The sequence below is a fragment of the Actinomadura rupiterrae genome (genome assembly GCF_024172125.1).
GTDB classification, from domain to species: Bacteria; Actinomycetota; Actinomycetes; order Streptosporangiales; family Streptosporangiaceae; genus Spirillospora; species Spirillospora rupiterrae.
On record NZ_JAMZEA010000020.1, the window covers coordinates 49,257 to 75,978 of the forward strand.

Annotated in this window: 27 protein-coding genes; 3 read left to right on the forward strand and 24 right to left on the reverse strand. The window is 71.1% G+C overall.

Annotated elements, in window-relative coordinates; translation table 11 throughout:
* Positions 1-33: 33 nt before the first annotated feature.
* The 5 genes from FHU30_RS44490 to eccD form a co-directional block, all read right to left on the reverse strand.
* The gene (locus FHU30_RS44490; protein WP_253883769.1) at positions 34-588 is read right to left on the reverse strand and encodes a hypothetical protein; all 555 of its coding nucleotides are present in this window, start codon (positions 586-588) and stop codon (positions 34-36) included.
* Positions 589-692: 104 nt separating this feature from the next.
* A complete protein-coding gene (locus FHU30_RS44495; protein ID WP_253883770.1) occupies positions 693-989 on the reverse strand; it encodes a WXG100 family type VII secretion target in 297 nt (98 codons plus the stop codon).
* A gap of 55 nt (positions 990-1,044) precedes the next feature.
* Positions 1,045-1,365: a WXG100 family type VII secretion target gene (locus tag FHU30_RS44500; protein WP_253883771.1), complete on the reverse strand. Its 321-nt coding sequence runs from the start codon at positions 1,363-1,365 to the stop codon at positions 1,045-1,047.
* Between the two features lie 374 nt (positions 1,366-1,739).
* Complete coding sequence (eccB, locus tag FHU30_RS44505; protein WP_253883772.1) at positions 1,740-3,185, reverse strand: type VII secretion protein EccB; 1,446 nt, start codon at positions 3,183-3,185, stop codon at positions 1,740-1,742.
* 7 nt (positions 3,186-3,192) lie between these two features.
* Positions 3,193-4,596, reverse strand: a complete 1,404-nt coding sequence (eccD, locus tag FHU30_RS44510) for a type VII secretion integral membrane protein EccD (protein ID WP_253883773.1) — start codon at positions 4,594-4,596, stop codon at positions 3,193-3,195.
* Between the two features lie 285 nt (positions 4,597-4,881).
* On the opposite strand from eccD, the gene eccCa reads away from it, so the two are divergent.
* A complete protein-coding gene (gene eccCa / locus FHU30_RS44515; protein WP_253883774.1) occupies positions 4,882-8,871 on the forward strand; it encodes a type VII secretion protein EccCa in 3,990 nt (1,329 codons plus the stop codon).
* 60 nt (positions 8,872-8,931) lie between these two features.
* On the opposite strand, the gene FHU30_RS44520 is transcribed toward eccCa, so the two are convergent.
* The 11 genes from FHU30_RS44520 to FHU30_RS44565 form a co-directional block, all read right to left on the reverse strand.
* Positions 8,932-9,288: a hypothetical protein gene (locus FHU30_RS44520; RefSeq protein WP_253883775.1), complete on the reverse strand. Its 357-nt coding sequence runs from the start codon at positions 9,286-9,288 to the stop codon at positions 8,932-8,934.
* 90 nt (positions 9,289-9,378) lie between these two features.
* Positions 9,379-10,701, reverse strand: coding sequence for a S8 family peptidase (locus FHU30_RS44525; protein ID WP_253883776.1), 1,323 nt, complete (start codon positions 10,699-10,701; stop codon positions 9,379-9,381).
* Positions 10,702-10,885: 184 nt separating this feature from the next.
* A complete protein-coding gene (locus tag FHU30_RS44530) occupies positions 10,886-11,194 on the reverse strand; it encodes a DUF1416 domain-containing protein (protein ID WP_117355731.1) in 309 nt (102 codons plus the stop codon).
* Between the two features lie 64 nt (positions 11,195-11,258).
* Positions 11,259-12,098 (reverse strand): sulfurtransferase, encoded by an 840-nt coding sequence (locus FHU30_RS44535; protein WP_253883777.1) that lies wholly within the window; start codon positions 12,096-12,098, stop codon positions 11,259-11,261.
* Positions 12,095-12,532, reverse strand: a complete 438-nt coding sequence (locus FHU30_RS44540) for a DUF4395 domain-containing protein (protein WP_253883778.1) — start codon at positions 12,530-12,532, stop codon at positions 12,095-12,097. The genes FHU30_RS44535 and FHU30_RS44540 overlap by 4 nt, the downstream gene beginning before the upstream one ends.
* Positions 12,533-12,609: 77 nt before the next feature.
* Complete coding sequence (locus FHU30_RS47870) at positions 12,610-12,675, reverse strand: putative leader peptide (RefSeq protein WP_372504074.1); 66 nt, start codon at positions 12,673-12,675, stop codon at positions 12,610-12,612.
* A 417-nt stretch (positions 12,676-13,092) separates the two neighbouring features.
* Positions 13,093-13,503 carry a TlpA family protein disulfide reductase gene (locus FHU30_RS44545; RefSeq protein ID WP_253883841.1) on the reverse strand — a complete coding sequence of 137 codons (411 nt, stop codon included), beginning with the start codon at positions 13,501-13,503 and terminating at the stop codon, positions 13,093-13,095.
* A gap of 276 nt (positions 13,504-13,779) precedes the next feature.
* Complete coding sequence (locus tag FHU30_RS44550; RefSeq protein ID WP_253883779.1) at positions 13,780-14,487, reverse strand: zf-HC2 domain-containing protein; 708 nt, start codon at positions 14,485-14,487, stop codon at positions 13,780-13,782.
* The gene (locus FHU30_RS44555; protein ID WP_308211511.1) at positions 14,484-14,996 is read right to left on the reverse strand and encodes a sigma-70 family RNA polymerase sigma factor; all 513 of its coding nucleotides are present in this window, start codon (positions 14,994-14,996) and stop codon (positions 14,484-14,486) included. The genes FHU30_RS44550 and FHU30_RS44555 overlap by 4 nt, the downstream gene beginning before the upstream one ends.
* A gap of 63 nt (positions 14,997-15,059) precedes the next feature.
* Positions 15,060-15,764 (reverse strand): LmeA family phospholipid-binding protein, encoded by a 705-nt coding sequence (locus FHU30_RS44560; RefSeq protein WP_253883781.1) that lies wholly within the window; start codon positions 15,762-15,764, stop codon positions 15,060-15,062.
* A gap of 459 nt (positions 15,765-16,223) precedes the next feature.
* Positions 16,224-16,478: a MoaD/ThiS family protein gene (locus tag FHU30_RS44565; RefSeq protein WP_253883782.1), complete on the reverse strand. Its 255-nt coding sequence runs from the start codon at positions 16,476-16,478 to the stop codon at positions 16,224-16,226.
* 193 nt (positions 16,479-16,671) lie between these two features.
* Between FHU30_RS44565 and FHU30_RS44570 the strand changes: the two genes are divergently transcribed.
* Positions 16,672-17,385: a winged helix-turn-helix transcriptional regulator gene (locus FHU30_RS44570; RefSeq protein ID WP_253883783.1), complete on the forward strand. Its 714-nt coding sequence runs from the start codon at positions 16,672-16,674 to the stop codon at positions 17,383-17,385.
* 219 nt (positions 17,386-17,604) lie between these two features.
* On the opposite strand, the gene FHU30_RS44575 is transcribed toward FHU30_RS44570, so the two are convergent.
* A complete protein-coding gene (locus FHU30_RS44575; RefSeq protein ID WP_253883784.1) occupies positions 17,605-17,949 on the reverse strand; it encodes a TfoX/Sxy family protein in 345 nt (114 codons plus the stop codon).
* A gap of 132 nt (positions 17,950-18,081) precedes the next feature.
* Between FHU30_RS44575 and FHU30_RS44580 the strand changes: the two genes are divergently transcribed.
* Positions 18,082-18,654 carry an MmpS family transport accessory protein gene (locus FHU30_RS44580; RefSeq protein WP_253883785.1) on the forward strand — a complete coding sequence of 191 codons (573 nt, stop codon included), beginning with the start codon at positions 18,082-18,084 and terminating at the stop codon, positions 18,652-18,654.
* A gap of 129 nt (positions 18,655-18,783) precedes the next feature.
* Here FHU30_RS44580 and pstB read toward each other — a convergent pair whose 3' ends face one another.
* The 7 genes from pstB to FHU30_RS44615 form a co-directional block, all read right to left on the reverse strand.
* Complete coding sequence (pstB, locus tag FHU30_RS44585; protein WP_253883786.1) at positions 18,784-19,560, reverse strand: phosphate ABC transporter ATP-binding protein PstB; 777 nt, start codon at positions 19,558-19,560, stop codon at positions 18,784-18,786.
* 39 nt (positions 19,561-19,599) lie between these two features.
* Entirely contained in the window at positions 19,600-20,490 is an 891-nt protein-coding gene (gene pstA / locus FHU30_RS44590; protein WP_253883787.1) for a phosphate ABC transporter permease PstA, read from the reverse strand.
* On the reverse strand, positions 20,487-21,404 hold the full coding sequence (pstC, locus tag FHU30_RS44595) for a phosphate ABC transporter permease subunit PstC (protein ID WP_301324547.1): 918 nt from the start codon (positions 21,402-21,404) through the stop codon (positions 20,487-20,489). The genes pstA and pstC overlap by 4 nt, the downstream gene beginning before the upstream one ends.
* 224 nt (positions 21,405-21,628) lie before the next feature.
* Complete coding sequence (pstS, locus tag FHU30_RS44600) at positions 21,629-22,729, reverse strand: phosphate ABC transporter substrate-binding protein PstS (protein ID WP_253883788.1); 1,101 nt, start codon at positions 22,727-22,729, stop codon at positions 21,629-21,631.
* 359 nt (positions 22,730-23,088) lie between these two features.
* Positions 23,089-23,709, reverse strand: a complete 621-nt coding sequence (locus tag FHU30_RS44605; protein WP_253883789.1) for a LysE family translocator — start codon at positions 23,707-23,709, stop codon at positions 23,089-23,091.
* 55 nt (positions 23,710-23,764) lie between these two features.
* Positions 23,765-24,595, reverse strand: a complete 831-nt coding sequence (mshD, locus tag FHU30_RS44610) for a mycothiol synthase (protein ID WP_253883790.1) — start codon at positions 24,593-24,595, stop codon at positions 23,765-23,767.
* 9 nt (positions 24,596-24,604) lie between these two features.
* Complete coding sequence (locus FHU30_RS44615) at positions 24,605-26,572, reverse strand: class I SAM-dependent methyltransferase (RefSeq protein ID WP_253883791.1); 1,968 nt, start codon at positions 26,570-26,572, stop codon at positions 24,605-24,607.
* Between the last annotated feature and the right edge of the window lie 150 nt (positions 26,573-26,722).

Consider the following 26,722-nt stretch of genomic DNA (forward strand, 5'->3'; position numbering starts at 1 on the left):
GTTCACCCCCTGTGTTCACGTCACCGTTGGTCATCAGAGGTCAACGTCCTTATCGACGGCGTCCTTGGTCTTCTGGTGGGCGCGCTCGTACTCCTGCGCAGTGGCGCGCAGCCGACCGATGACCGCGGTGTAGGTGTTACTGATCTCCGTGATGTACTGCCCGAACGCGGTCTTGGACGTGGTGGCGATGTCCACGAAGTCCTTGCCGGCCTGGTAGTCGGTCACGTTCTGGGTGGTGATGGTGATCGTCTGAACGCGGTTCAGCTTGCTCTTCCACCCGTTCATCTCGCCTTCCATCTTGTCGGCGAGATCGCGGAGGGCCTTCGGGTCGACGTCGTAACCCGGCTGGGCCTCGTACTTCCAGGGGGAGTCGTCCGGGGTGTGCGTCCGCTGGACGGGGTGGTCCTTCGGAGTGCCCGGGTCACCGGCGTACTTCAGCCAGTAATCCTTCTTCTCACTCTCGGTGAGAGCGTTCCACTCCTGGTCCGTCATCTTCGACGTGGTCACGGTGGCGTATTCGCCGTAACCCTCCGTGTGGTACACGTCGATCTGGTGGATCTTGTCAGGTGGGAGGTCGTATTGACCCATGAGTCACTACTCCTGGCAATTGGCGGTCCGGTTCCGGCGCGGGCACGGCGCCGGACCTTCCCGGGGGAGGGTGTCCGGCGCCGTCCAGGCCCGCAGCAACCAGCTCAGGCGCCCCAGATGCCCGAGTTCTTACGCTCGGCGGCGCTGTAGTTCTGGTGCGCCTCGCCGATCACGACACCGAGCTGGTTGAGGACGGTGCCGATGTGCTGGGCGGCGGAGTCCCACTGGCGCTTGGCGTCCCAGTAGGCAGACACCGCGTCGCCCTCCCACTGCTGGAGGTGCTTCTCGAGCTCCTTCTCCAGGTCGGAGAGCTCGTCGATCAGCGCGCGGTAGGCCAGGGTGAAGTCGGCCTGTGCCTGCTGCATGGTTCCGAAGTTTGCTTTGGTGTAGCTCTCGCTCACGATGAAGTTCCTTCGAGGGGTCGAAGACCGGACTGCTGGACGAACGGGGCGCGGATCAGGTGCTGCCGTTGAGCAGCGAGTTGATCTTGTTGACGGCCTCGTTCTGCTCCTGCTCCGTGCTCTCGTACTGGATCTTGGTGTGCGAGAGCTTCTCGTGCATGCCGTCCAGGGCGGTGCGCACCTTGTTCATGTCGGTCTGGAACTCGTTGAACACCTTGTCGAAGGAGATCGACGCGTTGCCCGCCCAGCCGCTCATGAGGTTGCTCTTGTGTCCCTCAAGCTGGCTCTGCAGGCCCTTGATGATGTTGGCGGACTCCTCGATGCGGGTCGCCGCCTGGGCCATTGCTGCTCTGTCGACTGCGGACTGGCCGGCCACAGTGTCACCTCCAGTTAGGGAGCTTGTCCTTGACACCGCGTCACAGGCATGTGCTGGCCGCACCGTCTTGGGCGCCCCTCCGCATCGCCTCTGACCGAGGCAACGCGCCCTGTGACCCGAAATGTCAGCGATCATATGGGTTTCGCTGTCAACCTGTCGACGCAATCGGAGATCGCATGGATCCCCTGCGCCCTATGTGATTCACGTCACATCCGAGAACCCCCGGATGTGACCGCCCTGAAACCAAAGATCAGGCCCACCCCCGGCGAACGGAAGCCGTGCGCCGGGAGTGGCCGGATGCGGTCAGGATGCAACGCGTGTCATACCTCGGTCGTTGAAGCCACTCGTGTCAGTCCCGGCCGCTCGCGCATCCCTCAGCCGCCTGTAGTGGGGACGGGGTTGCGGGCCTTCGCGGGGTCCAGTGCGGGGCCGGTCGGGATCAGCTGGATCACCGGGGACGGCACGGGCGCCGCCTTCGTCGGGTCGTAGCCGAGCTTCTTCGCCACGTCCGGGGACGGCAGCGCGAACCGGACGCCCTGGTCGTTCACCAGCGACAGCGAGCCCGAGCCGGCCGCCTGGCCGCCGTTCTGGCCACCGCCCGCCACCAGGCTCATCAGCGCCGCCCCGCCCGGGGGCAGGACGACCTGGTCCACCGCGTTCCCCGAGCCGGACGAGCCGGCGCCCAGCGTCGCCGCGGACGGCGGGGGCAGCGAGCCGCCCAGCGTCAGCCGCGCCACCGCCGAACCGGTCGGGAAGACCGAGCACAGCGGCGTGGAGGTGTCCCAGCTGGCGAACTTCGGCAGCGTCGGCGGCAGGGCCGGGTCGATCAGCGGCTTGTGGCCGCCGACGGCCTGCTGCGCGGACGCGGCGTCCACCGGGATCTCCTTGACGCCCTGGCCGCCCGGGTAGGCGGCGACGGTGTCCGGGGAGCGCAGCAGCAGCTGCGCCTGCGTCTCGGAGATCTGGGCGAGGCCGTCGGCGAGCATGACGTACCAGTTGGGCTGGCCGCCGGTGTCGGCCTTGAAGATCTGGCCGACGCGGGCGGGACGTCCGCCCGGGCCCTGGCGGGCGGCGCCGCGGCCGGGGACGTCCGGGGCGCTGAAGTTGCCCGCGGCGGGCATCGCGTTCAGCCACGCGGGCGGCACCTCGACCGCGTCCGGGCCGCCGGTGATGGCGGTGACGCCGCCGGCGGGGACGCCGAGCTGCATCCGGTGGTCCTTCCAGATCACCCACGCCTGGCCGCCGGACTTCACCACGACGGCCTCGTTCTCGCCGAGGCTCCGGCCGCCGACGTCGCGCCCGGCGGCGAGGGCGGTGAACTCGCGGCGGACGCCGTTGGTCCCGGCGGCCTCGCGGACGCACACCGACCAGGGGCCGCGGATGAGCTGCTTGGTGTCGGGGAGCGAGTCGGGCGCGCCGACGATGCCGATCATCGGGCCGCGCTCGAAGTGCGCCAGCGACTTGCGGGAGACCGTGCGGCGCTCGACCTTGTCCTGGTTGAGCGCGAGCATCGCCGAGGCGTAGTTGGCGACCGGGAACATCTTGCGCGTGTTCGCGTCGTAGATGTACTTGGTCCCGGTCTCCTTCTCGATGATCAGCTTGCCGGGCTGGTCGAGGCCGCGCGCGCCGCCCGGGGCGAGCACGCCCCAGATGCCGAACACGGCGGCGACCAGCAGCGCGACCATGACCCCGGCGAACGCGCCGACCGCGTGCCGGCGCATCGGGGACTCGGCGATGTCGGGCTCGCCCTGGAGCAGCGCGAGCCCGACCCGCTGGGTCATCAGCCGGTGGGCCTGGTAGAGGTCGCGGCGGTTCTGCATCGCGGCGTCACCCCGCCAGGCCGCGGACGCGGCCGTAGATGTCCAGCGCGGCCAGGGCCAGCGGGATCAGCGAGATCACCACGATGATGTCGAAGATGTCGCCGGCCCGGCCCCAGAACGGGGACGGCCGGTGGTTGGGGATCCACAGCGAGACCCCGACCACGATGCCGACCACGACCAGCAGCGGGAGCAGCCCGGTGGCGAGCATCAGGATCTGGGAGTCGCCGCGCCAGGCGGTGCCGACCTCCAGCAGGCCGAGGCCGGCGAAGCCCGCGACGAGCATCCAGGACCGCTGCGTGACACCGCGGAAGACCCGGCTGCGCAGCAGCAGCGACACCGACATCGCGGCGATCGTCGCGGCGGGCGCCCAGCCGGACGCGGTGGCCAGGAAGATCATCCCGCCGAGCGCGGAGATCGCGACACCGGCGACCAGGCCGGTCGCGAACCGGTCGGCGATGCCGGTGCGGGCGAGCACCTGGCGGCCGTCCACGGTCTCGGTGTCGCGGCGCAGGTCGTCCGCGCTGGCCGGGACGGGCGGCAGCGGCATCCTGGCCAGCTTGAACGCCAGCGACGGGATGGCCGGTGTGAGCATCATCACCACGACGGCGGCGCAGGCGGCGAGGCCGGCGGCGGGCAGCCCGCCGACGCCGAACTCGACCCCGGCGGCGACGGTCCCGGCCATCGCGGCGACCGTGACGCCGAGGAAGGTGGACAGGCCGTCCGCGACCGCGAACATCGCGATCACCGACACCAGCGCCATCACGCCGAATCCGGCGAGCAGGTGCGGGGCGCCGAGGTCCAGCAGCGTCGCGTGCGAGCGCGCGGGCGCGAGCAGCCCGGCGAGGAACGCGTGCGGCAGGGCGGCGTAGCCGAGGATCATCCCGGCGCCGGAGTCGGCGAACGCGCGGGACAGCGCGGCGGCCGCGACCACGGTGACCACCGCGACCAGGCCCGCCGCGGCGGCGGGCGCGATCCAGGGCGGGCCGGACATCGCGATCACGAACGCGCCGACCACCAGGGCGGCGGCGGCCGCGCCGAGGCCGAAGCGGCGCGTGGACGCGGGCCGCCAGCGGTCGGAGCGCTCCTTCATGCCCTCGGCGATGACGTCGGCGACGTCGTCGAACGACATCTCCGGGAGCTGCGCCATGCGGGGGCGGAAGTAAAGGATCTCGCCGTCGCGGACGCCCAGCACGGAGAGCGTCTTGGCGGCGTCGAACGCGCCTTCGTCGAGGCGCTGCAGCACCCAGCCGGAGTGGGCGAGCCCGGCGTCCGCCAGGTTCTCCCCCGCCGCGCGGAGCAGGGTGGGAAGCATGTGCGCGAGCGGCACATCGGCAGGGAGCGAAACGTCGATCCGCCGTCTTGGCGCGACGATCGTCACCCTGCACAGTTCGGTTGTGGCGGGGGAATTCACTGGGCTCCCGTCCTCCGGATCGTCGGATCGAACGCGAAGCCTAGGATGTTGGGTCCCATTACGCTAAATCAACCGTTGACCGACAGTGACTCCGAGGCTCACCCGTAACGACTACTTTGTCCAGCTGATACGGATTATGACCCCCGCCTCGACCGACCTGTCCCGACTCGACCGACCCGCCCGACTCCATCGCCCCCCGCCCCCGACTCCATCGTCCCCCGCCCCGGCCCCGCACCCCGACCCCGAGCCCGACGCCTCCGGCGCATCCGTGGAGGGAACTCCCAGGTGAGCACGACTCTCGTCCGACGCAAGGAACGCAGGCAGCCGCCCCCGGCACCCAAGGGCGAGCTCCTGCTGGAGTCACCGCCCGAGCTGCCCGAGCAGCAGAGCGGCGGCATGCAGGCGGTGCTGACCTTCCTGCCGATGGCGGTGATGCCGCTGATGATGGGGCTGATGCTGCTCGGCGGCAACAGCCGCGGCCCGATGGCGGGGATCAGCTCCGGCGGCATGGGCCTGGCGATGGTCGGCATGCTGATCGGCCAGCTGACCCGGGGGTCCGGGGAGCGCAAGTTCAAGCTGAACGGCGCCCGCCGCGACTACTTCCGGTACCTGTCGCAGGCGCGGCGGAAGGTGCGGCGCGCCGCCGACCAGCAGCGCGAGTCGCTGGAGTGGAACAGCCCGACGCCCGACTCGCTGTGGTCGGTCGTGATGAGCGCCCGGATCTGGGAGCGCCGCCCGACCGACTCCGACTTCGGCAACGTGCGGATCGGCGCGGGTCCGCAGAAGCTGGCCGTCCAGCTGATCCCGCCGGAGACCAAGCCGATCGAGGACCTGGAGCCGATGACGGCGGGCGCGCTGCGCCGGTTCGTCCGGGCGCACTCGACCGTGCCGAACCTGCCGGTCGCGGTGTCGCTGCCGTCCTTCTCGCGGATCGTCCCGGTCGGGGACGTCGAGGCGGTGCGCGGCATGGTGCGGGCGATGATCGCCCAGCTCTGCTCGTTCCACTCCCCCGACGACATGCGGGTCAGCGTGTGCGCTTCGCCACAGGCGATGCCGCACTGGGACTTCGTCAAGTGGCTGCCGCATTCGATGCACCCGCAGGTGACGGACGCGGCGGGCCCGGTCCGGCTGATGGCGAACACGCTGTCGGAGCTGGAGGCCATGCTGGCCTTCGAGGTGAAGGACCGGCCCCGGTTCACCCCCGGCCTGTCGCAGAACGATCTTCCGTACCACATCGTGATCGTGGACGGCGGCGCCGTCACCCCGGACTCGCAGATCGGCGCGGACGGCATCGAGGGCGTCTGCGTGATCGACATCACCGGGCACGTCACCCCGACCGCGGACAACACGATGCTGCGGCTGCGCGTCGCCGCCGACAAGATGGCGATGCTCCGCAAGGACCGCACCGGCAAGGACGTCCCGACCCTGCTCGGCCGTCCGGACGCCTTCAGCTACGTCCAGGCGGACGGCCTGGCCCGGCAGCTCGCGCCGCTGCGCGCGTCGGCGGCCGCGGGCGGCGGCGAGCTGGACGCGCTGTCCCAGGCGATGACGCTGACCAAGCTGCTGAACGTCCCGGACGCGGCGCGGCTGAACGTCGCGCAGGCGTGGCGCCCGCGCGCGCCGCGCAACCGGCTGCGCGTGCCGATCGGTGTCGACACCGAGGGCCGTCCGGTCGAGCTGGACATCAAGGAGGCCGCGCAGGGCGGTTTCGGCCCGCACGGCCTGTGCATCGGCGCTACCGGTTCCGGTAAGTCGGAGCTGCTGCGGACCCTGGTGCTGGGCCTGGCGATGACCCACTCGTCCGAGGTGCTGAACTTCGTCCTGGTCGACTTCAAGGGCGGCGCGACCTTCCTGGGCATGGACGGCCTGCAGCACGTCTCGGCGATCATCACCAACCTGGAAGACGAGCTCCCGCTGGTCGACCGTATGTACGACGCCCTGCACGGCGAGATGGTCCGCCGCCAGGAATGGCTCCGCGCGGCCGGCAACTACGCCTCCCTGCGCGACTACGAGAAGGCCCGCGAACAGGGCGCACCGCTCAAGCCCATGCCCACCCTGTTCGTCGTCCTGGACGAGTTCTCCGAACTGCTGTCCGCCAAGCCCGACTTCGCCGAACTGTTCGTCATGATCGGACGCCTCGGCCGATCCCTCGGCGTCCACCTCCTGCTGGCCTCCCAGCGCCTGGAAGAGGGCAAGCTCCGCGGCCTGGACACCCACCTGTCCTACCGCATCGGTCTGCGGACCTTCTCCGCGATGGAATCGCGCGTCGTCCTGGGCGTCCCCGACGCATACGAGCTTCCCCAGGCGCCTGGTAACGGTTATCTGAAGGTCGGCACCGAGACGATGACCCGTTTCCGCGCAGCGTACGTCTCAGGGCCGTACAGCCCCGACGACGACGCCCCGCAGGCGCAGGCGGAGGGTCCGCGGCAGGTCGCGCAGATCGTCCCGTTCACCCCGGCGTACGTCCAGCCGCAGATGCTGGAGGCGCCGCAGCAGGCGCAGGTCAAGAAGGAGGACGACGGCCCGCAGATCAGCCTGTTCGACATGGTCGTGAAGCAGCTGGCCGGGAACGGCCCGCCGCCACACGAGATCTGGCTGCCGCCGCTGGACGAGCCGTCCCCGCTGAACGAGAGCCTCCCGAACCTCCAGGCCACGCCGGAGTTCGGCTTCACCACCGCCGGCTGGGAGGGCCGCGGGCGGCTGCACGCCTTCGCGGGCATCGTGGACCGGCCGTTCGACCAGCGCCGCGACGCGATGTGGCTCGACCTGGCCGGCGCGGCCGGGCACGTCGGCGTCGCGGGCTCGCCGCAGGCCGGCAAGTCGACGCTGCTCCGGACGCTGATCACGTCCCTCGCGCTGATGCACACCCCGCAGGAGGTCCAGTTCTACTGCCTGGACTTCGGCGGCGGCTCGCTGGCGTCCCTGGCCGACCTGCCGCACGTCGGCGGGATCGCGTCCCGGCTCGACCCCGACCGGGTCCGCCGGACCGTCGCCGAGGTCGCGGGCCTGCTGGAGTCGCGCGAGCGGATGTTCACCGAGCGCGGCATCGAGTCGATCGCCGCCTACCGGCGCCTGCGCGCCGAGGGCCAGATCCCCGGCGACGGGTTCGGCGACGTGTTCCTGGTCGTGGACAACTGGCTGACCGTCCGGTCGGACTTCGAGGCGATCGAGACCACGATCACCGACCTCGCCGCGCGCGGCCTCGGCTACGGCATCCACATCATGGCCGCGACGAACAAGTGGTCGGAGTTCCGGATGACCATCCGGGACCTGTTCCAGACCAAGCTGGAACTGAAGCTCGGCGACCCGTACGAGTCGGAGATGGACCGCAAGCTCGCCGCGAACGTCCCCGAGGGGCGTCCCGGCCGCGGCGTCACCCGCGACGGCCTGCACTTCCTCGGCGCGCTCCCGCGCATCGACGGCGGGACGACCACCGAGGACCTGTCCGCGGGCGTCAAGCACCTGGTCGACACCGTCGCGGCGGCCTGGCAGGGCCGTCCGGGCGCGCCGCAGGTCCGGATGCTGCCGGACGAGCTGCCGCTCACCTCGCTCCCGCAGGTCACCGAGACCGGCAAGCGCGTCCCGATCGGCATCGACGAGGACAACCTGTCCCCCGTCCTGCTGGACTTCGAGGCCGACCCGCACTTCGTCATGATCGGCGACAACGAGAGCGGCAAGTCCAACCTGCTCAAGGTGCTGGTGGACGCGATCTGCGAGCGGTACACCCCGGCCGAGGCGCGGATCATCATGCTCGACTACCGCCGCGCGCTGCTCGACTCGGCCGAGCGCGAGCACGTCATCGGGTACGCCGCGTCCTCCACCGCCGCCATGGGGCTGATGAAGGACACCAACGGCGCCCTGGTGAACCGGCTCCCACCGTCCGACCTGACGCCGGAGCAGCTGCGCAACCGGTCCTGGTGGTCCGGCTCGGAGCTGTTCCTGATCGTGGACGACTACGACCTGGTCGCCACCCCGTCCGGCAACCCGCTGGCGGCGCTCGCCGAGCTGCTCCCGCAGGCCCGCGACATCGGCATGCACCTGCTGCTCGCCCGCACCATGGGCGGCTCGGGCCGCGCGATGTTCGACCCGGTCCTGCAGCGCCTCAAGGACATGGCCAGCCCGGCGCTGATCATGTCCGGCAACAAGGACGAGGGCAACCTGTTCGACGTCCGCCCGCAGCCCCTCGCCAAGGGCCGCGGCACCCACGTCGACCGCCGCACCGGCAAGCGCCTCATCCAGACCGCCTTCCACCCCACCACCGAACGCCAGAAGTAACCGCACAAAGCAAGAGGCCCCGCACCCTTCCCGGTGCGGGGCCTCTCGCGTCTATGCAGGTCACGTGTGGTAGCGCACCCACCCGGACGGGAAGTCCCAGTCGTAGACCCTGAAGTAGATGACCGTCCCCTGCTTGATCCTCTCGCTCTGCCAGTAGTGTCCTGGCTTGCTGGGGATCCCGAAACTGTGGATGTAGCTGGAGCCCCGGTAGCGCCACTGGAGCCTGTAGTTGTTATTCGGCGAGTTGCGCCAGATCTCCCACTGAGTCCAGTAGGTGTGATGAGGGTGGAAGACCACGCCGACCCAGTTGTACGGCGACCGTACCCAGTTCTGATAGGGAACCGACGCCTCAGCGGTCGGAGCACCGGCGAGCCCGACTCCGAGCGCCACGGCGACCGTCGCACTCGCCGTCATCATCCGCTTTCGCAACACCTTCACTGTCCCCTTCTCCCGCAGTCAACTTTGATCACGGACGAAGCTACAGTTCCGGGAGAATGCGGTCTACGTCTATTCCTGACTGTCCGCGGGGATGCGAGCCCTGCCGGGGCGCCACCCCCGCTTCCGGCCGAGCGGGATGACCGCGCCTCCGAAGGCCACGATGACCGCGACACCGAGAGAGCCGCCCGCGACGCCGAGCGCGATGTTGTGCGTCCGGTGGTCGGTCGGCGGGACGGGCGCGATGTTCACGGCGCCCGACAGCGGCTTCTTCGCCTTGTTCTTGTCCGGCGTGGCGTTCGGATCGACCAGGCCGGTGACGGCCTGCATCGGGTTGATCATGCCGTAGCCGCTGCCGATGCCGTTGTCGCCCTCGGCCGTGATCTCCATCCGGTTGATCACCTGCTGGTAGCTGAGGCGCGGGTGCCGGGCGCGGACGAGCGCCGCGACACCGGCCGCGTAGGGCGCTCCGAAGCTGGTGCCCTCCAGGCCGCCGACGAAGCCGTTCCCGTTGAGGGAGATCACGTCCTGGCCGGGCGCGGACACGTCCACCCGGGTCTTGAGGTTGGAGAAGCCGGAGATGGTGCCCTGCCGGTCGACCGCCGCCACCGACATGACGCCGGGGTAGTTGGCCGGGTAGGCGGGGAGCGCCTTGCTCTGGTCCCGCGAGTTGCCCGCCGCCGCGACGATCAGCACGTCCTTCGACTGCGCGTACCGCACCGCGTCGAGGAGCCAGGGGGTCTGCGGGGAGTCCGCCGACACGTTGATCACGCGCGCGCCCTTGTCCACCGACCACTTGATCGCTTCGGCGAGCGCCTTGTCGTTGTCGGACGACTCGGACGAGGTGAACTTGGCGTCCAGCAGCTGCACGTCGGGCACGACCCCGAAGAACGGGATGTTCTTGTTGCGCATGTCGGCCGCCGCGATGATGCCCGCGACCCGGGTGCCGTGGCCGATGCAGTCGCGCACGTTCCCGTCGTCCGGGCCGAACTTGGCGACCACCTTGCCGCGCAGCTGGGGGTTGGACGCCTCGATGCCGCTGTCGACGACGGCGACCTTGATGCCGTTGCCCTTGGTGGCCGACCAGGCCTGCTCGAAGTCCAGGCGGGACTGGGCCCAGGGCTCCTGGGTGATCGCGGACGCGGGGGCGCCGACCGGCGGGTTGTCGCACTTGGCCGCCGGAGCCTTGTCCACGGGCTTGTCGGACGGCTTGTCGGAGGGCTTGTCCGACGGCTTGGTGGTCGGCTTCGTCGTGGGCTTGTGGGTCGGCTTGTGCGACGGGCTGGGCGCCGCCACCGGCTGCGCGTCCGCGCTCGGCACCGCGACCAGCATCGACGCGAGCGCCAGCCCGCTGGCTCCGGCGGCCAGTCCCGGCCTCTTGCCCGGTACGCGCATTCCTCGTCCTCCCGCAGGGCATCGCTGTCCGGCTGGACCCGTACATTACCGACAATCCTCGGACGTCCCGACCCTCCCGCCGGTGCCGTCCGGGCCCGGAGCGGCACCCCAAGCGCCGTGGAAAGGCGGAACCCCGCCGCGGCCCGGGGCCTGGCGGGGTTCCGGAGGGACCTGGGTCAGGTCGTCAGATCGTCACCTCGACGGCGGCGACCTCGCCCGTGCGGGCCGAGACGGTGCGGTCCACGCTCACGCCGCCCGCGGCGAGGACGCGGACGGTCCAGTCGCCGTCGGCGGCGAAGAAGCGGAACACGCCCTCGTCGCCGGTCACGACCTCGGCGGTGAACTCGCCGGTGGAGTCGAGCAGGCGCGCGTAGGCGCTGGACACGGGCTGTCCGTCGCGGACGACGGTGCCCTGGATCACGGCCTCGTTGGCAAGGTCGACGGTCGCCGGAAGGTGCGCCGTCTGCGCGGGCGCTGCGCAGCCCTGGGTCATCGGAGGTCCTCCTTCTCCGCCTGGCACGGCGGACGAGTGTCTTACCAGGTGGGGTCGGGGCGGGTTACTTGGGCTCGCCGAGCTCGATCGGCACGCCGACGAGCGAGCCGTACTCGGTCCAGGAGCCGTCGTAGTTCTTCACCTCGGGCAGGCCCAGCAGCTCGTGCAGGGCGAACCAGGTGTGGGACGAGCGCTCGCCGATGCGGCAGTAGGCGATGGTCGCCTTGCCCAGGTCGACGCCGGCCTCGGTGTAGAGGGCGCGCAGGTCCTCGTCGGACTTGAACGTGCCGTCGTCGTTGGCCGCCTTGGACCACGGGATCGAGCGCGCGGTCGGGACGTGCCCGGCCCGCTGCGCCTGCTCCTGCGGCAGGTGCGCCGGGGCGAGCAGCTTGCCCGAGAACTCGTCGGGCGAGCGGACGTCGATCAGGTTCTTGGACCCGATCGCGTCCACGACCTCCTCGCGGAAGGCGCGGATCGCCAGGTCCTGCTCCTGCGCCTTGTACTGCGTGGCCGGACGGGACGGGACGTCCACGACCAGCTCGCGGGAGTCCAGCTCCCACTTCTTGCGGCCGCCGTCGAGGAGCTTCACGTTCTCGTGGCCGTACAGCTTGAAGTACCAGTACGCGTAGGCGGCGAACCAGTTGTTGTTGCCGCCGTACAGGATGACGGTGTCGTCGTTCGCGATGCCCTTGCGGGACAGCAGTTCCTCGAAGCCCTGCCGGTCGACGAAGTCGCGGCGGACCGGGTCCTGCAGCTCCGTCTTCCAGTCGATCTTCACGGCACCGCGGATGTGGCCCTTGTCGTAGGCGGACACGTCCTCGTCCACCTCGACCAGCACCAGGCCGGGGTCGTCGAGGTGGGCCTCGGCCCAAGCGGCGTCCACCAGGACGTCGGAGCGGCTCATGCGGGAACCTCCCTGTCGGAGCGATTCTTCGGTAGCAAGCGGCGGATCAGCAGATACATCTCGCAGCCGAGGCAGAACCCGAACGCCGCGTTCAGGAACGCCGCCGCCAGCGCGAGAGCCGTGGCGCCGATACCGATCCAGGGGGTCCCGAGCGCGAACCCGACCGTCCCCACCAGCGCGAACACCAGTCCGACGCCCTGCGCGAAGCGGGGCGGGGGCGCGGGTTCGAGTTCGCTTGGCGGGCCTATGCGCGGCCGGACGAGCACTTTGAAGACCAGCCCGTACGGGGAGAACCGCAGACCGAGGAGAGCTCCTAGGGCGAAGACCATGGTCTGAGCGGCGAGCAACCCCCAGCTTCCCGTGACCAGGACCGCCACCAGGACGACCGAGGTGAGGGCGGCGGCAAACCGTTGCCCTCTCGGGTCGACCTGCATGGGAGGCTCCCAGATGCGGGGGAAGCGTGCGTGCGAGCGGTGTTCAGAACAACCGGGGTTGGATACGGCTCGATGCCTCAGACCATGCGACAGAGCGAGGCGGCCACGCGGCAGAAGTCCACCGCGCGACGCTTCGTGAGCATCTGCTCTGTCCAGTAACGCACGCTCCGACTCTAAACCGGCTTCCGCTCGAATGTCACGCCCGTCTCGCCTGCCGAGACGGTGATGAGCATCTCACCGCAGGTCAGAGGGGTCGCGTTTCATGCGACGAGCCCTTGCCCGAACGGGCTTCCCGTGACTTGGCGCCGCTTCGGGACGACCGGACGGCTCAGCCGGCGGCCCCGGCCGGCGCCTCCGGGACGGTCAGACGGTGCCTCCGGGCTGCGCTCCGGAAGGTCAGGCGACCGACTCCGGGCGGCGCTCCGGAAAGCCAGGCGACTGGCTCCGGGCGGTGCCTCCGAGGCGGACAGGCGACGGCGCCGGGACGGTCAGGCAACGGCGACGGAGCGGTCAGGCAACGGCGACGGCGCCGGGACGGTCAGGCGGCGGTGCCGGAGCGGTCAGGCTACGGCGGTGCCGAGGGCGGCGATCACGTCGGCCTTGCGGGGCGCGCCGCTCGCGCGCTGGACGATCCGGCCGTCCGCGTCGAGCACCAGGGTCGTGGGCGTCCGGATGATGTCGAGCTTCCGGACGAGGTCGAGGTTCGCCTCGGCGTCCACCTCGACGTGGACGACGCCGTCGACCATCCCGGCGACCTCGCCCAGGATCCGGCTGGTCGTCCGGCAGGGGGCGCAAAATGCGGTCGAGAACTGCACCAGCGTGGCGCGCTCGCCCAGCTCGGCGCCCAGATCGCCGGAACGGAGGCGTCCGTCGTCCACCGCGCGCAACCTCCCATCGCGCCACCGCCGCAGCAGCCCGAAAGCGGTCGCCGCAACCAGGACGACCGCCGCCACCACGACTCCGCTGACCATCACCCGCCACAACATACGACCCCCCGCCGCGATTCCGCGTCCCCCGAAGCGGTCAGGCCCAGATCCCCCAGACCGACTGTCGGTCGGATCAGGTGCCCACCAGACCGACAGTCGGTCGGTGGCGGACAGACCGACCGTCGGTCGGTGGCTGCCGGACCGACCGTCGGTCGGCGGTGGACAGACCGACTGTCGGTCGGCGACTGCCGGACCGACTGTCGGTCGGTGACTGCCGGACCGACTGTCGGTCTGGTGGGGTCGGGACCGCGGCCGGGCGGGTCAGGCGGGGATGGTGACGAGGCGGTGGCCTTCGAGGGTGTCGACCTGGAACGACATGATCTGGTCGCGAGAGTACATCGTGGCGCCCTCGTACTCGCCCTCGCCGTTCGCGGACGGCACGGACCAGCTGCCCAGCATCTCCCGCTTGCCCGCCTTCGTGACGAGGTACCAGCGGCAGCGCGAGCCCTTCGGGACGCCCGTGATGGTGATCTCGGAGTAGGTGCCCCACGACTCGCGGCGCACGACGACGCTGGCCGTGACGTGGTTGGACGGGTTGGTCCCCGTCAGCTTCTCGCCCGGCTCCTCGGTGCTCGTGGACGTCGGCGACGGGCGCGCCTGCGGGGTCCCCGCGACCTGGTGCCCGACGACACCGCCGAGCAGCAGCCCGAAGACCATGAGGACGGCCGCGGCCGCCGCCAGCGGAGTCCAGCCCACCGCCGGACGGCGCCGGAACCAGGGCCGGCGGCTCTCCTCGGCGGCCTTGGCGAGCAGGCCGTCCAGGACGCCAGGCGCCGGATCGGCGACCTCGTCGATCTGCCCGGTGTCCACGCGTCCGAGCAGCGCGGGCAGCCCGGCGAGCGCGGCCAGCTCGTCCCGGCAGGCGGGGCAGCGCGCCAGGTGCTCGTCCACCCGGGCGCGCTCGGCCGGGTCGATCGCGCCGAGGACGTAGACGCCCAGCGCGGTCCGCACGTCTCCGCAGTCGTTCACGGCGCCAGCCCCCGCTCCTCCAGTGCGAGTTTGAGCGCCCGCAGGGCGTAGTAGGTCCGCGACTTCACCGTGCCGGGCGGGATGCCGAGGGCGCGGGCCGCCTCCGCGACCGACCGCCCCCGGTAGTAGGTCTCCACGAGCACCGCGCGGTGGCTGGGGCTCAGGTCGGCCAGCGCCTCCGCGACCGTCCAGGACTCCAGCGCCCGGTCGATGTCGTCCACCCCGGGCGTGCCGACCACCTGCTCGTCGATGCCGGTCTCCGGCGGACGGGCGCGGCGGGCGCGGTGCGCGTCCACGACCAGGTTCCGGGCGACCGTGAACAGCCACGGCCGGACGGGCCGGTCGGACAGCGCCTCCGGATGCCGCCACGCGCGCAGCAGCGTCTCCTGTACGACGTCCTCGGCCTGCGAGCGATCGCCGCCCGTCAGGCGCAGGACGTAACCGAGAAGCGGACCGCCGTGCTCGCTGTACAGGGCGCGCAGCAGTCGTTCGTCCGCAGTGGGACCCACATACACACCACGTCCGAGGGCGGGGGGTGGTTCACCCGGGTTCGGGGGAATCCGTGGGAACTGTCAGCGGGTGGGCTGCTGGAGCCTGCTGAGCTTGACGTTGTCGGCCTCCGCGGACACCTTCAGGCCCTGGTCGGTCACCTGGATCTGGCTGATCCGCGACCCGACGGGCAGGTCGGTGATCGGGACGTACCAGGTCAGCCGGTCCCGGACGGTGTCCAGCGGGACCGAGACCCCGCTCGTGGTGACCTTCACCGGCGTGATCGCGATGCCCTTGCGGGACGGCTTGACCGACAGCTCGGCGGTGCCGTTCACGTTGAACGCGAGCACCTGCCCGGCCATGTCGACCTCCAGGTTGTCGCCCTTCGCCCGGATCCCCTTGACCTCCTTCGGCGCGCGCGACTTCAGCACGTCGAAGGGGATCACCGCGGACGCCGTGGCGGTGCGCGCCGTCACGTTGTCGGCGTTGCCGCCCGCGACTTGGTCGAGCGGCGCGTCCACGCCGTGCATCTCGACCTTGACGTCGTGCACGGTGACGCCCTGCTGCGTCCAGTCGCCGATGCCGACGTCGATCTGGTCGTAGTTCCCGCCGACGGCCTGGGTGAGGAACGGGATGCCGTGGATCGTCACGTCGGGCTGCCGGGACAGGTTGTACTGCTGGGCGACCTGCTTGCCGATCTCGTTCTGCGCGACCCGCACCCCGATCCGGTCGGCGGCCACCAGCCCCACCACCAGCAGGACGAGCACCACCAGCAGGAACTTGCGCATCTCTCTCCTTCGGGCCGCGGACACGGGCGTGATCGCCACACAGTAGTGCCGGTGCCCGAGGGCGGCGCGTCACTCCCTGGAGTGATCTCGAAGTTCACGTGACGTCCGCCATGTGCCCTTCGTCCGGCCTCCCCGATGCGGCGGCCGTCATGCGTGCCCGGCCCGGCGGCCGTCATGCGTGCCCGGCCCGGCGGCCGTCATGCGTGCCCGGCCCGGCGGCCGTCATGCGTGCCCGGCCCGGCAGCCGTCGCGCGTGCCCGGCCCGGCGGCCGTCGCGCGTGCCCGGCCCGGCAGCCGTCGCGCGTGCCCGGCCCGGCAGCCGTCGCGCGTGCCCGGCCCGGCAGCCGTCGCGCGTGCCCGGCCCGGCAGCCGTCATGCGTGCCCCGGCCGGCGGCCGGAAGCGGTCAGTGATGGTGCCAGGGGACGGTCACGGACGGTGGTGGGGAGCCGTGAGTTCGGTCACCCTCCGGCAAAGGGGGGCAGCACCTCGACCACCCCGTTCTCGGGGAGTTCCACGTCCTCGTGCGGACGGGTGCCGACCGGGTCGCCGTCGATCAGGAACGAGCTGCGGGAGACGACGCGCGCAAACTCGCCGTCCCTTGCCCGGCGGGCGGTTTCGAGCGCTTCGGCGAGGGTCCTCGCGTCGTACGGCTCGTCCGCGGCACCCGCCGCCGCCTTCGCCGCCGCCCAATACCGGATCGTTCCCTTCGCCATGCCCGTCACCCTGCCAGAAACCCGGCACTCACCGCACCGGGCGTTGCCGTTCACAAGCCGTTGTATATGCTCAGAGCTGAAGGGATCCGGGCGACGTGGCCAGGGAGCTCGCACGACGAGCACCGGTCACGTACTGGGGCTCGCAGGCGAGCCGTCCGGGTCTCGACCTCTTTTTAGGGCGAGGAGGCGGCACTTGAGCAGCTTGCTCCTGCTGACCAACGCGTTGGAACCGTCCGACGAGATCCTGCCCGCGCTGGGGCTGCTGCTGCACCCGGTGCGCGTCGCGCCGGCCGAGGGATCAGCGCTGATCGACGCGCCACCCGCCGACATCGTCGTCGTGGACGCGCGCCGCGACCTCGTCCAGGCCAAGAGCCTGTGCCGGCTGCTGCGCACCACCGGGCTCGACTGCCCGCTGGTCGCCGTCGTCACCGAGGGCGGCCTCGCCGCGCTCACCCCCGAGTGGGGCCTGGACGACGTGCTCCTGCAGACCGCCGGGCCCGCCGAGGTCGAGGCGCGGCTGCGCCTGGCGATCGGCCGCGCCGCCGTCGCCGAGGCCGAGGACGTCCCGGGCGAGATCCGCAGCGGCGAGCTGACCATCGACGAGGCCACCTACACGGCCCGCCTGCGCGGCCGCGTCCTGGACCTGACCTTCAAGGAGTTCGAGCTCCTGAAGTACCTCGCCCAGCACCCGGGCCGCGTCTTCACCCGCGCCCAGCTGCTCCAGGAGGTCTGGGGCTACGACTACTTCGGCGGCACCCGCACCGTGGACGTCCACGTCCGGCGCCTCCGCGCCAAGCTGGGCGCCGAGTACGAGTCGCTCATCGGCACCGTCCGCAACGTCGGCTACCGCTTCGTCCCCGACCACCGCCCAGGCGAAGCCGAGGAGAAGACCCCAGCCCGCACCTGACCAGCGACCGTTCCGAGCGCGACTGATCCGGGCGCGGCCGGTCCGAGCGCGACTGATCCGGCCGCAGCCGGTCCGGGCGCGGCCGTTGCAGACGCAGCCGGTCCGAGCGCGGCCATTGCGGGCGCAGCTAATCCGGGCGCGGCCATTGCGGGCGCGGCCGTTGCGGGCGTGGCTGATCCGTGTTCAGTTGTGGGTCGGCATCACTCCCTTCTCGCCTATCTAGCTTTCGCCTGCCGCCCTGGCCTTCGCGTTGTAGGCGAGGGCTTCCTCGATCCATGAGGCCAGGGCCCGGTCGGACGCGACGCCGGACGCGTCGACCGTGATCCAGCCCTTGCCCATGGGTTTGCCGCGCATCTCGGCCCAGCGGGCGCCGTCCTCGGCGAGCAGGTCGTCCACCCGGCCCGGGTCGCAGCGGACGAGGAGGCGCCCGGCCGGGTTAGCGGAAACGGCCAGCTTCTCCGCGACCATGAAGGACAGGCCGCCGAACATGCGGACCTCGCGGACGTCGTCCCGCCCGGCCAGCGCCGCCCGGACGCGCTCCGCCAGTTCCCCGTCCCGTCCCATGGCCGCACGCTCCCTCGTCAAGGTGCGACCACCGTAACCAGGCCCTCCGACATTCCCGCGCCGCGGCATGGATCGCCAGGTCAGAGGGCATGATCCGGGTACCTCCCCAGGTCGTCCTCCGGAGGTCTTCCGATGCCCGCGCAGAACCCGCCAGCCGAGCCCGCCGAGGGCCGGGCCCCCGGGATGAGCGTGCCGGCGGTCCTGGCGCTGGTGCTGAGCGTCCTGTGGCTGTGCGGCGCGGGCAGCGTGCTCGCGATCCTGCTGGGCATCACGGCCCTTTTCCGGATCAGGCGGACGGGCCAGGCGGGCCGGGGGCTGGCCGTCGCGGGCATCGTCCTCGGCGTCCTGGGCGTGGTGGGCGCTGCCGGCGGGATGCTCGTCGGGATCAAGACCCAGGAGGCGGCCAAGAACCGCCGCATCGCGATCATCCTGGAAGGCAGCGGATCGGGCGGCGCGACGTCCGCCGACATCACCTACGCCTTCGGCAGCACGACCAGCCAGGCCCCCGACGCCGCGCTCCCCTGGCGCAGGCAGGCCACGGCCGACCTGAGCGGCCTGGACGTCGTCCAGGTGATCGTCCGCAACCGCCAGAACGGCGGCTCGGTGACCTGCCGGATCACCGTGGACGGCAGGCTCGTCAAGTCCGCGACCGTCTCCGGCGGCCAAGCCGACGCCGCCTGCGTCTACGACTCCATCGACCACTGACCCGCACGAACGCTCCGGGCGCGCTGGTGGTCCGGCTCGCCCTTGAGGCAACGGGCGGCGCGTCGTCCCCGCCGTCCCAGGACGCCTGAGACGGCGGCTCTCGCCCAGCGGGGCCAGGGGGGCGGGGGATCAGCCGAAGCGGCCGGTGATGTAGTCCTCGGTGGCCTTCTGCTCGGGGTTGGTGAAGATCTTCGAGGTGTCGTCGATCTCGATGAGCTTGCCGGGCCTGCCGGTGCCGGCGATGTTGAAGAAGGCGGTCCGGTCGCTGACGCGGGCGGCCTGCTGCATGTTGTGGGTGACGATGACGATCGTGTACTGGTTCTTCAGCTTGGCGATCAGGTCCTCGATGGCGAGGGTGGAGATCGGGTCGAGCGCCGAGCAGGGCTCGTCCATCAGCAGGACCTGGGGCTGGACGGCGATCGCGCGGGCGATGCAGAGGCGCTGCTGCTGGCCGCCGGACAGGCCCGCGCCGGGCTTGCCGAGGCGGTCCTTGACCTCTTCCCAGAGGTTGGCGCCCTTGAGGGAGTCCTCGACGATGTCGTCCAGCTGGGACTTGCGGCGGACGCCGTTCAGCTTCAGCCCGGCGGCGACGTTGTCGTAGATCGACATCGTCGGGAACGGGTTGGGGCGCTGGAAGACCATGCCGACGGTGCGGCGCACGGCGACCGGGTCGACCGACGGGGCGTACAGGTCGTCGTCGTCGAGCATCACCTTGCCCTCGACGCGGGCGCCGGGGATGACCTCGTGCATCCGGTTCAGGGTGCGCAGGAAGGTCGACTTGCCGCAGCCGGACGGGCCGATGAACGCGGTCACCGAGCGCGGCTCGACCGTCATCGAGATGTCCTCGATGGCGTGGGTGCCGCCGTAGTAGGCGTGCAGCCCCGAGACTTCGATCCGCTTGGCCATGAGACTTCGTACTCCTCGGTTGAACTGGCGTCCGGTGAACTAGCGTCCGGTCGGCTTGTACGCGCGGGCGATCAGACGCGCCGCCAGGTTGAACAGCATGATGATCAGGATCAGCACCAGCGCGGCCGACCAGGCGCGGTCGATGGCGTGCTGGTTCGGGTCGCCCGCCTGGTCCCAGATGAAGGTCGGCAGCGACGACTGCGGCCCGCTGAACGGGTTGGTGTTGATCGCCTTGGTGACCGCGATCGTCAGCAGCAGCGGGGCGGTCTCGCCCATCACGCGGGCGACGGCCAGCATGACGCCGGTGAGGATGCCGGGCAGCGCGGTCGGCAGGATGACGAAGCAGATCGTCCGCCAGCGCGGCACACCGAGCGCGTAGGACGCCTCGCGCAGGTCGTTCGGGACGAGCTTGAGCATCTCCTCCGTCGCCCGGATGACCGTGGGGACCATCAGGATGGACAGCGCCAGCGAGCCCGCGAAGCCCTGGCCCTGCTTGCCGATGCCGAGCGTCAGCATCCACATCGCGAGGATGAACAGCCCCGCGACGATGGACGGGATGCCGGTCATGACGTCCACGAAGAAGCTGATCACCTTGGAGAGGCGGCCGCGGCGGCCGTACTCCACCAGGTAGACGGCGGTGAGCACGCCGAGCGGGACGGAGATGACGCTGGCGATCAGCACCTGCTCCAGGGTCCCGATGATCGCGTGGTAGGCGCCGCCGCCCGCGTCCCGGCCCGCCACGCCGTTCATGGAGTGGCTGAAGAAGGTCGCGTCGAACCGGGCCGTGCCGTGCTTGACGACCGTCCAGAGCAGCGAGACGAGCGGGATCACCGCGAGCGCGAACGCCAGGTAGACCAGGCCCTGGACGAGCCGGTCCTTGATCTTGCGGGACGCCGAGACCGAACCCAGCGAGGTCGACGGGGTGCTCACACGAACTCCTTGCGGCGGGCCACGACCGCCCGGGCCGCCATGTTGACGACGAGGGTGATCACGAAGAGCACGAGGCCGGAGGCGATCAGCGCGCCGCGCCCGGTCGGGGACGCCTCGCCGAAGCTCTTGGCGATGTTGGCGGCGAAGGTGCTGCCGCCGTCCTCCAGCAGGTGGATGTTGATGCCCGGCACGAAGGTCAGCACCATCGCGACCGCGATGGTCTCGCCCATCGCGCGGCCGAGGCCGAGCATGGACGCGCCGATCACGCCGGACTGGCCGTACGGCAGCACCGCCAGCCGGATCATCTCCCAGCGGGTCGCGCCGAGGGCGAGCGCCGCCTCCACGTTCGCGCGCGGGACCTGCAGGAAGACCTCGCGGGAGATGGACGAGATGATCGGCAGGATCATGATCGCCAGCACCACCGAGGCGGTGAAGATCGAGTTCTTGCCGGGGCTGTCGCCGCCGAAGAACGGGATCCAGCCGAGCACGTCGTTCAGGAACCTGCTGATCCCGTCCATGTGCGGGGCGAGGACGCGCAGGCCCCACAGGCCGTACACGATCGACGGGACGGCCGCGAGCAGGTCCACCACGTAGCCGAGCCCGGACGCGATCTTGCGCGGCGAGTAGTACGCGATGAACAGCGCGATCGCGATGGCGACCGGGGTGGCCATGACCAGGGACAGCCCGGCGGACATGACCGTGCCGAACGCCAGCTGCGCGATGCCGAACTTCGGCGGCGTCGCGTTCGGGTTCCAGTCCTGCGAGGTGATGAAGTTCGCCTTGTTGTCCTGGAGCGCCGGGATCGCCTTCCAGATCAGGAAGACCGCGATCGCGGCCATGATCGCCAGCACCAGGATCCCGGAGCCGCGGGCGGCTCCGGCGAAGATCCTGTCGCCGGTCCGGCCGGTGCTCAGCCGCCGGGTGTCTGCGCGGTGCCGGGCGCCTACCGCGGCGTCGACGCCGGACTGGGTGCTCACGGGGGACCCTCCTGGTGGGGTGGGAACGTGCGGTGAACCGGGTGGGGTGGGGTGGTTCGGCCGTGCCGGCCGGTCGGTGGGACCGGGGGGTGAACCGGGGCCGGCCCCCTGGCCGTCGTACCCGGCGGCGAGGGGGCTGGCTGGACGAGGGTCCTCGGGGGTCAGGACAGCGCCTTCACGGAACCCTGGACCTTGGTGAGCACGCTGTCGGGCAGCGGCGCGTAGCCCAGGTTGGTGAGGATCTTCTGACCGTCCGCGCTGGAGGTGTAGGTCAGGAACGACTTCACGAACTTCGACTGCTCGGCCGGCAGGCCCTTCTCGCAGGCGATCTCGTAGGTCACCAGGACGATCGGGTAGGCGCCCGGCTCCTTGGTGGTGTAGTCGATCTTCAGCGCGACGTCGTTGCCGGTGCCGACGACCTTGGCGCCCGCGACGGCCTTGGAGGCGGTCTCGGGGGACAGCTTGGTGTACTCGCCGGCGCCGTTCTTGATGTCGGCGGTCTTCAGGCTGTTGTTGGTCGCGAAGGACAGCTCGACGTAGGAGATCGCGCCCTTGGTGCTCTTCACCTGGGCGGACACGCCGTCGGACTTGGTCGCGCCCTGGCCGACGCCGTTCGGCCACTTCTTGGCCGGCTCCCAGGTCCACGCGCCGGGGGCGGTGGCCTTGAGGTACTTGGTGAAGTTCTCGGTGGTGCCGGACTCGTCCGCGCGGTAGATCGGCTTGATCGGCCCGGACAGCTTGGCGCCCGCGTTCTCCTTGGCGATCGCCGGGTCGTTCCAGGTCTTGATCTTGCCGGCGAAGATGCCCGCGAGGGTCTCGGGGGACAGCTTCAGCGAGTCGGCGCCGTCCACGTTGTAGACGACCCCGATCGGGCCGACGACCATCGGCAGGTTCAGCGCCGGGGAGCCCTGGCAGCGCTTCTGCGCGGCGGCCGCCTCCGGCGGCTTGAGGGCCGAGTCCGAGCCGGCGAACGAGACCTGGCCGGAGTTGAAGGACGCGATGCCCGCGCCGGACCCCGCCGGGTTGTAGTTGAGGTTCGCGCCGGCGCACTTGGCCGCGAAGAGCTTGCTCCACTCCTCGACCGCGTTCTTCTGCGCGCTCGAACCGGCGGCGTTGACCGTGCCCTTGGCGCAGTCGATGTTGCCCTTGGGGGCCTCGCTCGCGCTGGAGCCGGAGTTGTTGTCGCTGCCACAGGCGCTGAGGGCCAGGGCACCGGCGACGACGACACCGCCCAGGGTGGCCAGCCGAGAACCGTTCTTCACCGCAAGGTCTCCTCTATAGCTTCGTCAGCGGTGTCCCGACCGGAGGATGTTGGACGTTTGTCCAGGTAGTGGGCTCACCGTCGAGTGTGAAGCTATGCGGGCGAAGTGTCCGGACACCCCGATCCAGGTGAACGAAGGATGAACTCAAACTTCAACAACCGGGAAGAATGCCCCGACACACCATGGACACCCGGTTAACACCCCAGGTCACCCCCTGTGGCGCCGGGGTTCCGGCGGTCCGCCCGTCCGTCCCTTACCTCCGCATATCCCACTAAAACCACCTGCAGCCGACCGATCCGGACGCGCCACGGGTGACAACCCCCGCCCGACAGAATCCGTCAGTCCGCCCCGCGGTTCGATCACTCCGCCGCGACGCGCAGGCCGAGCCCCACGAGGGTGCCCCCGAGCACGGCCTCCTGGACGCGCCGCACCCGCGGCGAAGCCAGCAGGTGCCGGACGCGTCCCACGGCCACCGCGACCAGGCTCAGCCCGCTGAGGCTGAACAGGACGGCGATCAAGGCCAGCCCCAGCGCCACCGGGACGGCCTGCGCCGGATGCCCGCTGGGGACGAACTGCGGCAGCGTGGCCAGGAAGACGAGCGTCGCCTTCGGGTTGGTCAGGTTCGTCAGGAGTCCCTGGACGAAGGGTGACCGGAACCTGGCGAAGCGGGCAGGCGCGTCGTCGTCCTGCTCGTCCGCCCGCCCATGCCGGACGGCCCAGAGCGTGCGCGCGCCCAGGTAGACGAGGAACGCCGCCCCGGCCAGCTTCACCGCCTCGAATGCGACGGCACTGCGCAGCAGGACGCCGGCCAGGCCGACCGCGACGCCGGTCGCGTGGACGAAGAGGCCGAGCGCGCAGCCCGCGGCGGTCCTCAGTCCCGCTCGGGCGCCGCCCTTGAGCGTGCCGCGGATGACCACGGCGGTGTCCAGGCCGGGGGTGACGGTGATCAGCAGGCAGATTCCGAGGTAGGCGAGGAGCATCCCCCGATTCTCAAGGGGCGCTCCGCTCGCCTCAAGGGGTGGAGTACATCTCGCCTCAAGGGGTCGAGTACATGACGTCCACGGAGTAGCGGGCGAAGCCGAGGGAGTCGTAGAGGTGGACGGCGCCGGGGTTGTCCTCGTCCACGTAGAGCAGGATCGCGGGGACGCCGCGGTCGCGGAGGTGGTGCAGGCCGGTCAGGGTCAGGGTGCGGCCCAGGCCGATGCCCTGCGCGGACGGGTCGACGCCGACGACGTAGACCTCGCCCAGGCCGTCCGGGTGGATCTTCGTCCAGTGGAAGCCGATCAGCCGGCCGTCGCGCTCGGCGAGGAAGAAGCCCTCGGGGTCGAACCAGGGCTCGTCCTCGCGGGCGCGCAGGTCGTCCATGGTCCACTGGCCCTGCTCGGGGTGGTGGGCGAAGGCGCGGGCGTTGACGTCCAGCCAGGCCTGCTCGTCGCGGCCGACCTCGAAGGGGCGGAGGGTGACGCCGTCCGGGACGGTCGGCTCGGTCATGGGGTCGTCGGCCGAGCGGCGCATCTGGAACAGGACGCGGCTGCGGACCATCCCCTCGGACTCGGCGAGGAGCGCGGCGGTGCGCAGGTCGCCGTGGGCCCAGACGCGCAGCGGGCCGTCCGCCTTCTCCCGGAGGCCGCGCAGCAGCTCGTGGCCGTGGCCGCGGCGGCGCGCCTCGGGGTGGACGACCAGCTCGCCGGACGCGGGCTCCTCGTCGGTGGCGGGGTCGAGGTGGGCGTAGCCGACGACCCCGCCGGCCTCCCGGACGGTCAGCCCCAGCCGTCCGGCCTTGAGCGCGAGCATGGCGTGCTCGGAGAGCGGCGCCACGCCGTCCGCCTCGGTTGCGGCCTCCACCAACGCGACGATCTCGTCCATGATCACAGTTTATGTGCCGGAGGCGTGCGGTTTGCGGGCGAGTACGCGGTAGGCATTGCTGTTGCCCGGCCTGACCACGCGGACGATCAGGTCGGTGACCGCGGCGAGGACGACCAGCGGCAGGACGGCCGCGTAGGCGAAGGCGCGCCGGGCGTGCCGTCCCGGGTGGCCGGAGGTGGCCCACGGACGGTGCGGATCGGGCCCGAGGACGTTCGCGAGCAGCAGCGCGGCCGTGGTGAAGTCGGGTTCCTCGCGCACTCCCCTGCGCTCGGTCGCGACGATCTCCAGGCCGCGCGCTTCGAGGGCGGACGCCAGGTTGCCCATCGGGATCATGTTGAGGTGCTGCGGCGGCAGCCAGGCGATCCAGTAGCCGCGCAGGACGCGCCCGACCCACGACTCGGGGTCCGGGAGCTCGATCAGCAGGTGCCCGCCGGGCGCGAGGACGGCCACGGCGGCGTCCAGCTCGGCGGCCGGGTCGGAGGTGTGCTCCAGGTAGTGGTTCATCGAGACGGCGTCGTAGCGTCCGCCCAGCTCGGACGCGGCGGCGCGGAACTCGCCGCGGACGGCCCGGCGCACCCAGCGGCGGCGCGCCGCCTCCTCGATCCCGGCGGACAGGTCGAGGCCGTCGAACACGGTGTCCGGCAGCGTCTCCGCAGCCGTCGCGCAGAAGTGGCCGTGGCCGGCGCCGACGTCCAGCCAGGTCGCGGGCGTCGCGTGCGCGGCGACGAGTTCGGCGCGGTCCCGGTACCAGGCGGTCTGGCCGCTGAAGATGTGCTCGGTGCTGCTCGCGTTCAGGCCGTCGTAGACGTCCCGGTAGTAGAAGTCGAGCCCGTCCGGGTTGAGGCGCGGGTTCTGGAAGATGTGGCCGCAGTCGTCGCAGCGTTCCAGGACGAACCGTCCCGGCTTGACCATCACCGTGTCGCGCGTGACGAGGTGCTCGCGCAGCCGGGACGAGCCGCACCACGGGCAGTCCGGGCGGCGCTCCTCGAACATGTCGATGCTCGTGCGCGCGCGATGCCAGGCGCGCGATTTCTCCCGGAGTTCGATGCGGTGCCGTTCCCACTCGGTGCTGGGTGCGCGCAGGGTCCTCCACCACGTCCAGGGGACGTGCAGCGGACGCGCCCAAGCGGCACGGGCCCGGTCGCGCGGACGCAGTCCGGTCCCCAGCGTGAGGACGTACGGGACGGCGCAGTACGCGGCCAGCGGCATCAGGCCCCAGCCCAGGTCGAACACCAGGCAGGCGGCGACCAGCAGCCAGCCGGTAGCCGAACGCGCCACGCCGATCGGCACGGCCAGGTGCGGCGGGACGGTCAGGCAGAGCGCCGTCAGCCACGTCCGCCGCCCACCCAGATCGCGCCGGGACGGCAGCGACGCGACGACGACATCGGCGCGGTCGGCGAACTGGCGGGCGCGGACGGTCAGCTCGGCCATCTCCCCCGCTTCGAGGTCGGCGAGCCGGGCCGGTTCGAGGCGCCGGACGAGATCGTCGGAGAGCAGCAGCGCGTACCCGGCTCCCCGCCCGAGGCACGGCCCCGGACGGCGCAGCGCCGCCGCGTCCACCGCCCGCGCCAGGTCCAGGGCCTCCGCGAACTGGAGATCGCCGGGGACGAGATCGACCACCCCGAGATCATTCCGGCGCGCGTGCGCCTCGGCCGCCGCCCTGACCCCATCCGGGACGGAAACCCCGGACGCCGTCGCCAGCCGGAACCCCCAGGCGTCCGGATCCGCGCCGCGCGCAACCGCGCCGTCCGGGGACGAGCCGTCCGGGGACGAGCCGTCCGGGGACGAGGCGTCCGGGGACGAGGCGGCCGGGGGCGAGGCGGCCGGGGGCGAGGCGGCCGGGGGCGAGGCGGCCGGGGGCGAGGCGGCCGGGGGCGAGGCGGCCGGTAGGCGGGTCAGCGCGGTGAGGCGGCGGCGGTGCAGGAACGTGCGCAGGAGCAGGGCGCCCGCGACCAGGACGCAGCCCAGAACGATCATGGGAGTGATCTTTACAGTGATCACTGGCTCATTGCCAGTAATTGCTGGATAGATATCGGATGACCGGTTGCCGCGGGGTGCGCGTCCCGGAACGTCCCGGACCAGCCGCAGGCGGTCCGGTCAGGCAAAACGTCACGAAACCGTCATTGG